Here is a 13,294-nt window from a genome sequence, read left to right as displayed (position 1 = left end):
GAGGAATAGCGATGATGGAGGCAAGAGAGGGTGTGTCCCAGCTCGACAACCGCCGTCATCCCATGATCAGCAGTCTTTTTCCCCTGATTTACGGACTGGTCTTCCTGGCCCTGCTGTGGCAAGCCTTCCGGGTGATGGGACGCGGGTTCAGCGCAACAGTGCGTTCTCCAGGGGCGACTAACACTCCTGCTGACCGAACCGGCAAGGTGACCATTCACCCTGAACTGCTCGATGGTGATGGCCGATTGACTGAAGAGGACCTGCTCACCGTTCGATTCAGTGGTGAGGACGAGACTGGCGAACCTGGCGTGCGACCTAATGAATAAGTTAGGTAGGAAAGCTGCGCGGCAGCTCGACTCGGACTCGTAGGGGGAACCTCCTGGTGGATCAAAGAACACGGATCGTTGCCGCGGTGATCAAATCCGTGAAACTGCCCCCACGCTTTCGCCTGCGTCTGCTCAAGGAAGACCCCGTTCGTCTGGAACTCAGCCTGACTCCCGCCTATGGCAAAGATCCAATCCAGGTGGGGCTGGTTGAATCACTCGACTTGGTTGCCCGACGCGACCGCGAAGGGCGTATTCCTCGCGATCTTCAGGGCACCTGGGACTGGACGGTCAGGCATGGCCAGGTGAGCACCGGTGGCTGGAACCCTTACCTGAAAGAAGCCCTGCAGACGATGTTCGAAACCGGACTGCCTGCGATTGTCTACGAAGAACTCACCGGAGAGGATTACCACCCGGTTGATGGGGCTCGCCACGTGCGTTGAGCCCCTGAGACGGCAGCGCCTGCCCTTGTTCGCCACCTTGCTGCATGTAACGCCGTGCCAACGGATACAGCCAAGCCGGCCCACAAGGAGCTAAAAAACTTTCTTTAGGCCTTTAAGGATTTCTTCATGGCCACGCTGAAACACCGCAGCGCACCGCTGATCAAATTGCTCACGGCAATGGGAGCGTTGACCAGCATTCTGCTGCTGGGGATTCTCAACTTCATACTCTGACGTCGATCGTCGCCCTTGGGTTCCTTTCCCATTGATGGTCTTCTCACTGACCTCTGTTTTCGACTACACAGCTCAGGAACCCTGATCCTTCAGGCACCACCGGGTGCAGGCAAGACCACCCGGGTTCCTCTGGCATTAATGGGGGAGCTGGTCCACGCACCCCGAGCTTCAGGTCGCATCCTGCTGATTGAGCCGCGAAGGCTTGCGGCTAAAGCGGCTGCTACTCGATTGGCTGAGTCCATCGGCGAACCGGTGGGCCAGCGTGTGGGTTACTCCGTCCGCAACGAACAGAGACGCTCAGACGCCACGACCATCGAAGCCATCACTGACGGGCTGTTCCTGCGGCGTCTTCAGTCCCAGCCCGACCTGCCTGGGGTGGAGATTGTGATCTTCGATGAATTCCATGAGCGCCGCCGCGACAGTGACGTTGCCCTGGCACTTCTGCGGGAAGCAAGACGCTTGCTGAGGCCTGACCTGAAGCTGCTGCTGATGTCAGCAACCCTGCAGCTGGAGGCGCTGAGTGCCCAGTTCGATGCTGCTGACACGCTCACCAGTCAGGGACAAGCCTTCCCGGTGCAGACCCGCCACTGCCAACCCCGCAACAAGGAGTGCCTCGAAACGCATGTGCTGCGCGTCCTCGAGGAGGAATTGATCGAGCTCGAACACAACAGCCACACCGGTGAAATCTCTCCTGGGGTCCTCGTCTTTCTCCCTGGTGTGCGTGAGATTGAACGCTGCCGACAAAGGCTCATGGGAGTGCAGCGTCTGCGTAACTGGCGGGTGCTGACGCTGCATGGCCAGCTCTCTCTCAAACTGCAGACCGAAACACTCAGGCCCTGCGACAGACGCTGGCATGGACGCATCGTCCTGGCGACATCCATAGCGGAAAGCTCTCTCACCCTGGATGGCATCCGCCTCGTGGTGGATGCAGGACTGAATCGCCACACGCGTTTTGATCCAGGCACGGGCATGGAAAAGTTGGTGACCGTGCAAGCCAGCATTGCCAGCGCGGATCAGAGGCGGGGACGAGCGGGGCGCCAGGGACCAGGCCGCTGCGTACGCCTTTGGTCAGCTGCTGACGAGCAACGACGGCCAGCGCAAGACCCTCCGGAGCTGCAACGGGCAGATCCACAACCCACCGTGCTTGACCTGGCGCAGTGGGGTGCTGGCCTGGGTGAAGACCTCGACTGGCTGGAACCTCCACCCAAACCACTGTTCCAGGAAGGGCAGCAGCAACTGAAGCAGCTCAAACTGCTCACGGATCAGGGGCAGATCACAGCGGTTGGGCAACAGGTGGCAGCGTTCGGCATGCACCCAAGGTTGGGGCTGATGTTGATCCAGGCGAAGCGCTGGGGACTGGAGGCACTGGCCTGCGATCTGGCTGCGCTGCTGAGTGAACGGGATCTACCCGGCAGTCGTGATGTTGGGTGTGATGTAGGCCATCGCCTTCAGTGCTTGCGAGACACAGCGCGATCCAATCGTCACGACGGTCTCGGCAGCATGCGCCAGCAGAGCAGGCAATGGCAAAGACAGCTCCGCTCACTCGAGCCATCAGCGTTGCAGTTGCCCCTCAACGAGCCTGAGGATCTCTCTCTCGCGCGGCTGATCGCCACTGCATTCCCCGAGTGGCTCGCCCTGGCACGACCTGGACGACCAGGGACATTCCTACTGCGCCAGGGTCGCGGCGCAGAACTGCTGATATCAGACCCCTTGAGCAGCGCCGAGGCCCTGGCCATCGCCAGGCTTGACCTCAAGGAATGTGATGCACGCATTCGCCTGGCGGTGCCCATCAGCCGGCACTTTCTCGAAGACATGGCCTCAGAGCATGGGGAATGGAGTGAACACGTCGCCTGGAACGACAAACAACAGGGAATCCGCGCTGAGCGAGTCCTGAGCCTCGGTGCGATCGAATTGCAGCGACAGCAACTGCCCCGCCCTTCAGCCGATCTGGTAAGCCATGCGTTGCTGCAGCGACTTCGCGACCATGGCCTCGAACTTCTCCCCTGGGACGAATCCTGCGAACAGCTGCGTCGGCGCCTTCAGATTGCCCACAGCCACTTGGGGAGCCCATGGCCGAATCGCACTTTCCAGACACTGCAGAACGCTCCTGAGCTCTGGCTCAGAGAGGCCAGCCTGAACTGCAGCAGCTGGCAGGAGCTGGCCAGCGGCGACCTGACTGAAGCATTATGGAGCGACCTCACCTGGGCACAGCGACGGGAGCTGGAAACACTGCTTCCCGAGAGACTGAGGATTCCCAGCGGCAGAGAAGCCAGAGTCACTTATGGCGATGACGATGCAGTGCTGTCGGTCAAGCTGCAGGAGATGTTCGGCTGCAGCCAAGGACCGATCCTTCTCAACGGAGCCCTACCGGTGACCCTTGAACTGCTCTCGCCAGCCGGCCGACCTTTGCAGCGCACCAAGGACCTTGCAAGCTTCTGGACCGGGAGCTACATGGAAGTCCGTCGCGAGATGCGCGGCCGCTACCCGAAACACCCATGGCCAGAGTCACCGATGACAGCGGTTCCTACTAGCAGGTCGAAGAAGTGGTCTTAATGTCGCATTCACGACAGGCAACAAAACTCCATTGTTTGTTACATTGGTTGAAGTCACGGATCACAACCCATGTCTGACAACGCATCCCGCTTCGGCTTCGTCAACTTCGCTGAAACCTGGAATGGCCGCCTGGCCATGATGGGCTTCGTGATCGGCCTGGGTACAGAGCTGCTCACCGGCCAAGGCATCCTGTCCCAGATCGGCCTCGGTTGATCTCGTCTACCGCACTGAGCGCCATTGGCACTCACCAACCCCATTGGCCAAGCCGATGGGGTTTTTCATTGTCTGCCCTCACTGCGAGAGAGTATGCGGAGTTGACCCGTGCCCTTGCCCCGTTTCTTCGCCGGCAACCGCCGCGATGGTGCCAGGTTGCTGAGCAGTGCACTGGTGTTTCTGTCGATCGGGCTGACCCAGCTGGACCATCAATGGGGACGAATCCTGAGTGTGATCGCTGGCGCCGTCTGCATCTACTGGGGTTTCGCCTATCGCCGCCTTGACCGCTAACGCCATCCCCAGCTACTCCGTCAAGGAGCTCAACAGTGCAGTCGGCTCACTGCTCGAACGTGGTTTCGCCCCCCGTTTTCTGGTCCAGGGCATTGCGTCCCGCCCCCAGGTCAAAAAAGGGCACCTCTGGATGAACCTCACCGATGGGGAGGCAACCATCACTGTGGTCTGCTGGGCATCGCGGTTAAACCAGCTCGATTTCGTGCCTGCAGACGGTGACGGAGTCACGGTGGTGGGAAAACTGAATTTCTGGGCAGCCCGGGCCAGTCTCGCGGTCCAGGCCATCGACATCCGCCCGAGTCTCTCCACCGTTGAGCGACGCTTTGAAGCTGTTAAAGCGCTGCTGACTTCAGAAGGGTTGATTGATCCAGCAGCACGAAAACGCCTGCCGTTGATCCCCAGGCGAATTGCTCTGTTGACGAGCGTGCCCAGTTCGGCCTTGGCGGACATGCTCAGGACTGCCAGTGAGCGATGGCCTCTGGCCGAACTGCTGGTTGTTCCAATCCCTGTTCAGGGCGCCGTCGCTCCACAGATCTGCGCAGTGCTGGAGCAGCTCAACCAGGCTGACCCACAGTTGAAACTGGATGCTCTGGTTCTGGCCAGGGGAGGAGGAAGCAGGGAGGATCTGATGGTTTTCGACGATGAACAGGTCTGTCGTGCCATTGCAGCGTTCTGCTGTCCGGTCGTGACCGGGCTGGGGCACGAAGACGATCTCACCGTTGCCGATCTGGTGGCTGATCATCGTGCTGCCACACCCACCGCAGCAATCGTCAGCCTTTGTCCGAGTCGAGTCTCAGCCTTGCAGACAGCCCGGCAGCAACGTTTGCAGTTGATGCAACAACAACAATGGCGTTTCAGGCGAGAAAGAGAGCGGCTTCAGCAAAGGCATCAACTGCTGCAAAGTGTGCAACCGCTCACTGTGTTGCAGCGCAGCCGCCAACAGTTGCTTCAACGGCAACAACTGCTCAAGGCTCTCTCACCAGATCGCTGGTTGACCCGGGGATTCGCGAAGGTGATCCAACTGGACGGAACGGTGCTTGAGTCGGTGAATCAAGCCAATCCCAACGACGATCTGGTGATCCATGTTCGAGACGGACTGATCGGTGTCACGGTCCAATCCGTTCAGACAAACTTGGGTTAACTGCTCATTTCAGAGGAAAACCTCTGCTTGGAACTCCACTCCCCTATCCGTCGATGCCGAAGAAATCCCCAACCGTCAAGAATGATCCCCAGGTGACCTGGCGAAAGGATGCTGAAGCACTGAACTACGAGGAGGCCCTCCAGGCACTCGACCTTCTCTTGGCCAAGCTTCAGGACGAATCCCTACCGTTATCCGAACTTCAGAGCAGTCATCAACGGGCGGAGATTTATCTGAGTCGATGTGAACAACTTCTCAGCGAAACAGAACAGAGTGTTCTTCAACTTGATCCTCAGACATTGACCACCCAGAGGTATGAGAGCGAGACCTATGAGCAGCGGAACGATGCGTAACGTGCTGATATGGAGCTATCTGTTTCTGGCTTTGCTGGGTGCAGTTCTGCCTTGGCAAGCCAATCTGGAGTTCATTCAGGCAGGAGCGGGAACAGGATTCGATCTAAGTGGCTTCATCCGAGATGCCAATCTGAATGCAGCATCACGATCACTAAGCCGCGATCTGATCATCGGCGCCACTGCGTTCACCATCTGGATCACCATTGAAGGGCGCCGATTACAGGTCAGAAGCTGGTGGATCTCTTTAGTGCTTTGCGTCACCGTGTCGTTTGCCTGCGGAGGACCATTTTTTCTGTATTTACGCGAACGTCGTCTGCTGGAGCTGGAAAAAGAGACGCCAGTGACCGAGCAAAACGATTGAAGGACCAAACCATTGAAGTGAACCTCAGCTATCAACATCTTCGGCAGTGACATCAATCGTGACAGAACTAGCGGGAGTTGAATCAACTTCAGTCTGCGATCTGGAAGCCTGAGCTGTATCGGCCGTTGAGAACGCAGACCCACAGACAGCACAAACTGGGGTTGTCTGCAACGAAGCTGAACCGCAGTTGGGGCAAACCTGCATTCGGCTTTGCAAGACCTTCCATCCAATCCAACCCAGACCACCAAGAATCACAGGAAGCGCAAGCAGAACCAGAGCAACTCCGCCGAGCACGTCGATCAATGCCCGGCCAAGAGGCGTCGGCAGCAACAGCAACAGGGCCACAAGCCAGACCAGAGGAGGCAGTCGACCCATATCAACCGAGACCCAGTGAATGATCGATTTCTATGATCACTGATCCACGTCAGTCATGGACGGCGTGAAAGAACGGATCACCGCTCTTCTTAATACGCATATTGGCCAACTCCACACTCCAACACTGTCCGAAGTAAATCACAACGCCAACCATCCAGATCCATAGCGTCAGCACGAGAACTCCACCAATGACTCCATAAGCCTGATATCGAGCTCCCAGCGAAAAAATACTTCTGCTGACAGCAAGATTGAGGATTGTCAGCAAAAACCCGATCAACAAAGAACCGGGAATCAGAGGCAAGAAAGGGACTTTTCGGCTGGGAAGCAGGAATTGCAGCAACAAAGCCATTCCCGAAAAACCTATAAAAGGAATCAACAAACGGCCGAACTGAAGCACCGGCAAATCAGGGAAAATATCAGTCAACCATGGCAAAGAGCGGGTTAATTCATCAACAAAAGCCGCAGGCACCATTCGCAGATTGGCACTGATTTGATCGACAACGATCAGAAGACCTATCAGAATCACAACGAAAAAAGCTTCTATTCTCACCCGCACAAACCGATAAGCCTGTGCCCCGAACGGCAATGCATCAGGCAATGGCTGCAGAACATCACGCCATAAACGATCCGCTCCACGCTGCAAGGTCAAATAAACATTCCCAGCCGTCACCAACAGAACGGCTGCACCGAGAAGACCAGCTCCAAACCCCTGAGAAACAAGCTTCTGAAGAGTCTGGCGAATAATCTCAATCGCAGGAGGTGGCAGTACACCACTTGCATAGATCAGAATCTGTTCATCCAGGCTCTGCTGCCGCCCAAGCAACCAGGACGTCAAAGACAATAAAATTATCAAAATCGGAAAGATTGACTGAAGAGTGTAGTAAGCGAAAGCTGCACTGAGATCAACACAATCAGAAGACGCCCAACGCAGATAAGCTCTCCACAGAGAGCGGCAAAGCTGACGAATCGACAGCATCTTCGCCATGAATTCTGACAAAGTTATCGTTCCAAACTAGCGCGTCAAGGCACAAAAAAAGCCACCCTCTCCGGGGTGGCTTTCTTCGTATCACGATGTGATTGGAATGTTTTACCTGGCATCGAGCTATTTTCTCAGGGGGCTACCCCCCAAATATCGTCGCCGCTGCTGCGTTTCACAACCGAGTTCGAGATGGATCGGAGTGGTTCCACAGCGCTATGGACACCAGGATAGAAAACATTCCCAAGGGTGAACCCTGAGAACTGCATAGGACATGATCAACAACTTTCATCATTGATCATTCATCTGAATCGAATAAAACTTCGCCTCAGGCAAGAACCAAATCATGGTCAAGCCCTCGGTCTATTAGTACTCCTCCGCTGCATCCATTACTGGACTTCGACGTAGAGCCTATCAACGGGTGTTCTTCCCGTGACCTTACTGGGTTACCCCATGGGAATACTCATCTTGAGGTGGGCTTCCCACTTAGATGCTTTCAGCGGTTATCCACTCCGCACATGGCTACCCAGCGTTTACCGTTGGCACGATAACTGGTACACCAGAGGTGCGTTCCTCCCGGTCCTCTCGTACTAGGGAGAAATCCTCTCAATATTCCTACGCATACACCGGATATGGACCGAACTGTCTCACGACGTTCTGAACCCAGCTCGCGTACCGCTTTAATGGGCGAACAGCCCAACCCTTGGGACCGACTTCAGCCCCAGGTTGCGATGAGCCGACATCGAGGTGCCAAACCTCCCCGTCGATGTGAACTCTTGGGGGAGATCAGCCTGTTATCCCTAGAGTAACTTTTATCCGTTGAGCGACGGCCCTTCCACTCAGAACCGTCGGATCACTAAAGCCGACTTTCGTCCCTGTTCGACTTGTAGGTCTCACAGTCAAGCTTCCTTCTGCTTTTGCACTCAGCGGCTGATTTCCAACCAGCCTGAGGAAACCTTTGCGCGCCTCCGTTACCTTTTAGGAGGCGACCGCCCCAGTCAAACTGCCCACCTGATACTGTCCGCTCCCCGGATAACGGGTGAACGTTAGAACCCTAGCTCTGAAAGAGTGGTATCTCACCATTGACTCCCTCGTACCCACAAGCACGAGATCAACGTCTCCCACCTATCCTGCGCATTCAGAGCCCGGGCACAATACCAAGCTACAGTAAAGCTTCATAGGGTCTTTCTGTCCGGGTGTATGTAGTCCGCATCTTCACAGACAATTCTATTTCGCCGAGCCTCTCTCCGAGACAGCGCCCTGATCGTTACGCCTTTCGTGCGGGTCGGAACTTACCCGACAAGGAATTTCGCTACCTTAGGACCGTTATAGTTACGGCCGCCGTTCACCGGGGCTTCAGTCGCCAGCTTCGCTTACGCTGACCGGCTTCCTTAACCTTCCGGCACTGGGCAGGCGTCAGCCCCCATACATCGTCTTGCGACTTAGCGGAGACCTGTGTTTTTGGTAAACAGTCGCCAGGGCCTTTTCACTGCGACCACCTTGCGGTGGCACCCCTTCTCCCGAAGTTACGGGGCTAATTTGCCGAGTTCCTTAGAGAGAGTTACCTCGCGCACCTCGGTATTCTCTACCACCCCACCTGTGTCGGTTTCGGGTACTGGCAGTTATGCCTTAACGGGTATAGAGCTTTTCTTGGAAGCATGACATCACCAACTTCGCTGCCGTAGCAGCTCGTACTCACGCCTCAGCTCGGAACGTTTTCGCCGCTCCTCATAGCCTCGAACGCTTGAACCAGTAACCAACATCTGGCTTGGCTAGCCTTCTCCGTCCCTCTTCCCAAAACATAACCGGTACAGGAATGTTGACCTGTTATCCATCGACTACGCCTTTCGGCCTGACCTTAGGACCAGACTAACCCTCCGCGGACGAGCCTGCCGGAGGAACCCTTAGGGTTTCGGTGCATGGGATTCTCACCCATGTTTTCGCTACTCAAGCCGACATTCTCACTTCTATGCAGTCCACGCCCGCTCACGCTAACGCTTCGCCCCACATAGAACGCTCCCCTACCATAAATCCGCAGCTTCGGTACAACGCTTAGCCCCGTTCATTTTCGGCGCAGGATCGCTCGACCAGTGAGCTATTACGCACTCCTTTGAGGATGGCTGCTTCTAGGCAAACCTCCTGGTTGTCTGGGCAATCCCACCTCCTTTATCACTTAGCGTTGATTTGGGGACCTTAGCTGGCGGTCTGGGCTGTTTCCCTCTCGACCATGGAGCTTATCCCCCACAGTCTGACTGCCTCGCTACACACAGGGTATTCAGAGTTCATCTCGATTTGGTACCGCTCTCGCAGCCCGCACCGAAATGGTGGCTTTACCCCCCTGCTGGAGCACGAGACGCTACGCCTCAACGTATTTCGGGGAGAACCAGCTAGCTCCGGGTTCGATTGGCATTTCACCGCTAACCACAGCTCATCCAGTGACTTTTCAACGTCAGTTGGTTGGGACCTCCACTTGGTATCACCCAAGCTTCATCCTGGCCATGGTTAGATCACCCGGGTTCGGGTCTATAAACACTGACAAACGCCCTATTCAGACTCGCTTTCGCTGTGGCTCCACCATTTCCGGTTTAACCCGCCAGTGCCTATAAGTCGCCGGCTCATTCTTCAACAGGCACACGGTCACCCGATAAGTCGGGCTCCCATTGCTTGTAAGCTCACGGTTTCATGTTCTATTTCACTCCCCTCCCGGGGTTCTTTTCACCTTTCCCTCGCGGTACTGTTTCGCTATCGGTCACACAGTAGTACTTAGCCTTACGAGGTGGTCCTCGCGGATTCACACGGAATTTCACGTGCTCCGTGCTACTCGGGATACAGCTAGGTCAGTTCAGTTTTCGTGTACGGGGCTTTCACCTTCTTTGGCGTGTCTTTCAAACACTTCCACTAACATCCCTTTTCCACATTGCTGTCCCACAACCCCGATAGTCGAAACCATCGGTTTAGGCTCTTCCCCGTTCGCTCGCCGCTACTCAGGGAGTCGTTTTTACTTTCCTTTCCTCCAGCTACTAAGATGTTTCAGTTCGCTGGGTTGGCTCGTGCCAGCCTATGGATTCAGCTGGCCGTTCTAAGGGTTGCCCCATTCGGAAATTCCCGGATCAAAGCGTGTTTCCAGCTCCCCGAGACTTATCGCAGGTAACCACGTCCTTCATCGCCTCTGTGTGCCAAGGTATCCGCCGTGAGCTCTTTGTAGCTTGACCATTCATCTCCAAAACGCTTGCTGTCGTTGAAACAGATTCTGACTAATTCAAATTTGAATTAATCATCAAACTCTCAATTGCTCGACACAATTAAAAGAACGTTATGGAGTCTCGGCTCTTGCTCAAGAATTGACATCATTCTATAAAAGAATGATGCATCCATGAGAGATGCTTTATTCTTACAGACTTTTTCCTATGCAGTTGTCAAGGTTCTGCTAGACATCAAACTGATCAATCAGTTCGAGCCCAGCATCTTATCAACCAAAACAATCGTGATGGTTCACGTTATTTCGGAATGACAGGAAGCTGGGATCATGCCAGCGGACACATCTAAATCACATCACATTCGAGTTCATCTTCCATCATTCAGAAGATGGAGATTGAGTTCGATCAGTGGAGGTTAGGAGACTCGAACTCCTGACATCCTGCTTGCAAAGCAGGCGCTCTACCAACTGAGCTAAACCCCCAACACCGAATGGGCCATCCTGGACTTGAACCAGGGACCTCACCCTTATCAGGGGTGCGCTCTAACCACCTGAGCTAATGGCCCAGGAAGACTCAACCCTTGTGGGATGTGACCTAGACAAAGTTTAGGAACTGAAAATCTCCATCAAGCAATTCACATTGCTATGCATTCTTGACTTCAAAATTGAGGTACCGATCGACCTAAGGTGACAGGATTTCGGCCTAAGAATTAAGTACTCAGACATCAAAATCGTTGTTTGTCTCCCTGTTAGGAGGTGATCCAGCCGCACCTTCCGGTACGGCTACCTTGTTACGACTTCACCCCAGTCATCAGCCCCACCTTCGACGTCCTCCTCCACAAGGGTTGGAGTAACGGCTTCGGGCGTGGCCAACTTCCATGGTGTGACGGGCGGTGTGTACAAGGCCCGGGAACGTATTCACCGCAGTATGCTGACCTGCGATTACTAGCGATTCCTCCTTCACGTAGGCGAGTTGCAGCCTACGATCTGAACTGAGCCACGGTTTATGAGATTTGCTTGTCCTCGCGAACTTGCTGCTCTTTGTCCGTAGCATTGTAGTACGTGTGTAGCCCAGGATGTAAGGGGCATGATGACTTGACGTCATCCACACCTTCCTCCGGTTTATCACCGGCGGTCTCTCTAGAGTGCCCAACTAAATGCTGGCAACTAAAGACGTGGGTTGCGCTCGTTGCGGGACTTAACCCAACATCTCACGACACGAGCTGACGACAGCCATGCACCACCTGTCACTGCGTTCCCGAGGGCACTCTCTCGTTTCCAAGAGATTCGCAGGATGTCAAACCCTGGTAAGGTTCTTCGCGTTGCATCGAATTAAACCACATACTCCACCGCTTGTGCGGGCCCCCGTCAATTCCTTTGAGTTTCACACTTGCGTGCGTACTCCCCAGGCGGAACACTTAACGCGTTGGCTACGACACCGAGGGGGTCGATTCCCCCGACACCTAGTGTTCATCGTTTACGGCCAGGACTACAGGGGTATCTAATCCCTTTCGCTCCCCTGGCTTTCGTCCATGAGCGTCAGTTATGGCCCAGCAGAGCGCCTTCGCCACTGGTGTTCTTCCCGATATCTACGCATTTCACCGCTACACCGGGAATTCCCTCTGCCCCTACCACACTCAAGCCCAACAGTTTCCACTGCCATGATGGAGTTAAGCTCCACGCTTTAACAGCAGACTTGAAAGGCCGCCTGCGGACGCTTTACGCCCAATAATTCCGGATAACGCTTGCCACTCCCGTATTACCGCGGCTGCTGGCACGGAATTAGCCGTGGCTTATTCCTCAAGTACCGTCAGATCTTCTTCCTTGAGAAAAGAGGTTTACAGCCCAGAGGCCTTCATCCCTCACGCGGCGTTGCTCCGTCAGGCTTTCGCCCATTGCGGAAAATTCCCCACTGCTGCCTCCCGTAGGAGTCTGGGCCGTGTCTCAGTCCCAGTGTGGCTGATCATCCTCTCAGACCAGCTACTGATCGATGCCTTGGTGAGCTCTTACCTCACCAACTAGCTAATCAGACGCGGGCTCATCCTCAGGCGAAATTCATTTCACCTCTCGGCATATGGGGTATTAGCGGTCGTTTCCAACCGTTATCCCCCTCCTGAGGGCAGATTCCCACGCGTTACTCACCCGTCCGCCACTAACCCGAAGGTTCGTTCGACTTGCATGTGTTAAGCACGCCGCCAGCGTTCATCCTGAGCCAGGATCAAACTCTCCGTTGTAGATCAAGTCCTCTTAAAGGCTTTCACCTCTTCAACTTGATTTGCTTTACCCACTCATCAGCACTGGCGCACTGATTGCAGTTAAAACCTCCTTCCTCTGACAGAAGGGTTCTTAAGAGTGCACTTAGAATCTCTCCCTCGTGACTTTCCAGGATCTCAGATCCGGTTGTTGCTCCACAACGTGCACACCGACAAACTCAAAAGCTCGTGAAAACTTTCAACCTTGTAAGCACGTTGCTTCTTTGCAACGAATAATTGTTGACGGGACCTCACACTTACATCGCATTTTCATCAAGCTCAATTACTCAACCTCGCGGCTCAGCAATCGAAACTCGACGCGATGAAAGCGTCAGTTCCTAAACTTTTCGATTGTCCAGGTTCTGCCGTCGCGTCCCCTCTCAGGAACGGTTGGCCGTGCGGTCTCGCGACCGCTTGTGAAACTTACAACACCGTGGGATCTCTCCCTCCTGGCCTCGTAAGCACCCCCAAACATTACAAGCTCGCGCTCTTCATGCTCAAAGGCTGCGCTGCAGGCTTCCGCCTGACGCGCAGTCCAAAAACATAGCTCACAACCAACCCCATCCGCAACTGGTTGACCAGTCAGGAA

10 protein-coding genes, 2 tRNA genes and 3 rRNA genes are annotated in these 13,294 nt (G+C 55.0%); 8 read left to right on the top strand and 7 right to left on the bottom strand.

Features of this window, described 5'->3' with window-relative positions:
- The first annotated feature begins 62 nt into the window (after window positions 1–62).
- From SIB58_RS00075 to SIB58_RS00040, 8 genes are all read left to right on the top strand, one after another.
- The gene (locus SIB58_RS00075; RefSeq protein ID WP_066911928.1) at window positions 63–326 is read left to right on the top strand and encodes a DUF2973 domain-containing protein; all 264 of its coding nucleotides are present in this window, start codon (window positions 63–65) and stop codon (window positions 324–326) included.
- Window positions 327–382: 56 nt separating this feature from the next.
- The gene (locus SIB58_RS00070) at window positions 383–766 is read left to right on the top strand and encodes a hypothetical protein (protein ID WP_066911878.1); all 384 of its coding nucleotides are present in this window, start codon (window positions 383–385) and stop codon (window positions 764–766) included.
- 246 nt (window positions 767–1,012) lie between these two features.
- The gene (gene hrpB / locus SIB58_RS00065) at window positions 1,013–3,550 is read left to right on the top strand and encodes an ATP-dependent helicase HrpB (protein ID WP_066911877.1); all 2,538 of its coding nucleotides are present in this window, start codon (window positions 1,013–1,015) and stop codon (window positions 3,548–3,550) included.
- A 69-nt stretch (window positions 3,551–3,619) separates the two neighbouring features.
- Window positions 3,620–3,763: a chlorophyll a/b-binding protein gene (locus tag SIB58_RS00060; RefSeq protein ID WP_066911871.1), complete on the top strand. Its 144-nt coding sequence runs from the start codon at window positions 3,620–3,622 to the stop codon at window positions 3,761–3,763.
- Between the two features lie 108 nt (window positions 3,764–3,871).
- Window positions 3,872–4,054: a hypothetical protein gene (locus SIB58_RS00055; protein WP_066911868.1), complete on the top strand. Its 183-nt coding sequence runs from the start codon at window positions 3,872–3,874 to the stop codon at window positions 4,052–4,054.
- Window positions 4,044–5,195, top strand: a complete 1,152-nt coding sequence (gene xseA, locus SIB58_RS00050) for an exodeoxyribonuclease VII large subunit (protein WP_066911865.1) — start codon at window positions 4,044–4,046, stop codon at window positions 5,193–5,195. Before SIB58_RS00055 ends, xseA begins: the two co-directional genes overlap by 11 nt.
- A 53-nt stretch (window positions 5,196–5,248) precedes the next feature.
- The gene (gene xseB / locus SIB58_RS00045; RefSeq protein WP_066911862.1) at window positions 5,249–5,545 is read left to right on the top strand and encodes an exodeoxyribonuclease VII small subunit; all 297 of its coding nucleotides are present in this window, start codon (window positions 5,249–5,251) and stop codon (window positions 5,543–5,545) included.
- Window positions 5,538–5,906 carry a DUF2834 domain-containing protein gene (locus SIB58_RS00040; RefSeq protein WP_066911860.1) on the top strand — a complete coding sequence of 123 codons (369 nt, stop codon included), beginning with the start codon at window positions 5,538–5,540 and terminating at the stop codon, window positions 5,904–5,906. The genes xseB and SIB58_RS00040 overlap by 8 nt, the downstream gene beginning before the upstream one ends.
- Window positions 5,907–5,930: 24 nt before the next feature.
- Here the strand turns inward: SIB58_RS00040 and SIB58_RS00035 are convergent, their stop codons facing one another.
- The 7 genes from SIB58_RS00035 to SIB58_RS00005 all read right to left on the bottom strand — a co-directional run bounded on the left by SIB58_RS00035 (window position 5,931) and on the right by SIB58_RS00005 (window position 12,687).
- The gene (locus SIB58_RS00035) at window positions 5,931–6,281 is read right to left on the bottom strand and encodes a hypothetical protein (protein WP_066911856.1); all 351 of its coding nucleotides are present in this window, start codon (window positions 6,279–6,281) and stop codon (window positions 5,931–5,933) included.
- A 49-nt stretch (window positions 6,282–6,330) separates the two neighbouring features.
- The gene (locus tag SIB58_RS00030; protein WP_066911854.1) at window positions 6,331–7,266 is read right to left on the bottom strand and encodes a YihY/virulence factor BrkB family protein; all 936 of its coding nucleotides are present in this window, start codon (window positions 7,264–7,266) and stop codon (window positions 6,331–6,333) included.
- A 104-nt stretch (window positions 7,267–7,370) separates the two neighbouring features.
- A 5S ribosomal RNA gene (gene rrf, locus SIB58_RS00025) occupies window positions 7,371–7,487 on the bottom strand.
- Window positions 7,488–7,603: 116 nt separating this feature from the next.
- Window positions 7,604–10,469, bottom strand: a 23S ribosomal RNA gene (locus SIB58_RS00020).
- 394 nt (window positions 10,470–10,863) lie between these two features.
- Window positions 10,864–10,936 (bottom strand) — tRNA-Ala (locus tag SIB58_RS00015).
- 9 nt (window positions 10,937–10,945) lie between these two features.
- Window positions 10,946–11,019: transfer RNA gene (locus tag SIB58_RS00010), tRNA-Ile, on the bottom strand.
- A gap of 183 nt (window positions 11,020–11,202) precedes the next feature.
- Window positions 11,203–12,687: ribosomal RNA gene (locus tag SIB58_RS00005) — 16S ribosomal RNA — on the bottom strand.
- The 16S, 23S and 5S rRNA genes sit together here with 2 tRNA genes alongside, the layout of an rRNA operon.
- Between the last annotated feature and the right edge of the window lie 607 nt (window positions 12,688–13,294).

Source organism: Synechococcus sp. MIT S9504, assembly GCF_047497135.1.
Classification (GTDB): Bacteria; Cyanobacteriota; Cyanobacteriia; order PCC-6307; family Cyanobiaceae; genus Synechococcus_C.
The sequence above is the reverse complement of the archived record's forward strand: the minus strand, read 5'-3'. Positions and strand labels throughout refer to the sequence as shown.

Excerpts from the sequence above, each read along its gene's own strand:
- SIB58_RS00075 (WP_066911928.1), top strand. The coding sequence starts at position 63 with ATGATCAGCAGTCTTTTTCCCCTGATTTACGGACTGGTCTTCCTGGCC.
- SIB58_RS00060 (WP_066911871.1), top strand. The coding sequence starts at position 3,620 with ATGTCTGACAACGCATCCCGCTTCGGCTTCGTCAACTTCGCTGAAACC.
- xseB (WP_066911862.1), top strand. The coding sequence starts at position 5,249 with ATGCCGAAGAAATCCCCAACCGTCAAGAATGATCCCCAGGTGACCTGG.
- SIB58_RS00040 (WP_066911860.1), top strand. The coding sequence starts at position 5,538 with ATGCGTAACGTGCTGATATGGAGCTATCTGTTTCTGGCTTTGCTGGGT.
- SIB58_RS00035 (WP_066911856.1), bottom strand. The coding sequence starts at position 6,281 with ATGGGTCGACTGCCTCCTCTGGTCTGGCTTGTGGCCCTGTTGCTGTTG.
- SIB58_RS00030 (WP_066911854.1), bottom strand. The coding sequence starts at position 7,266 with ATGGCGAAGATGCTGTCGATTCGTCAGCTTTGCCGCTCTCTGTGGAGA.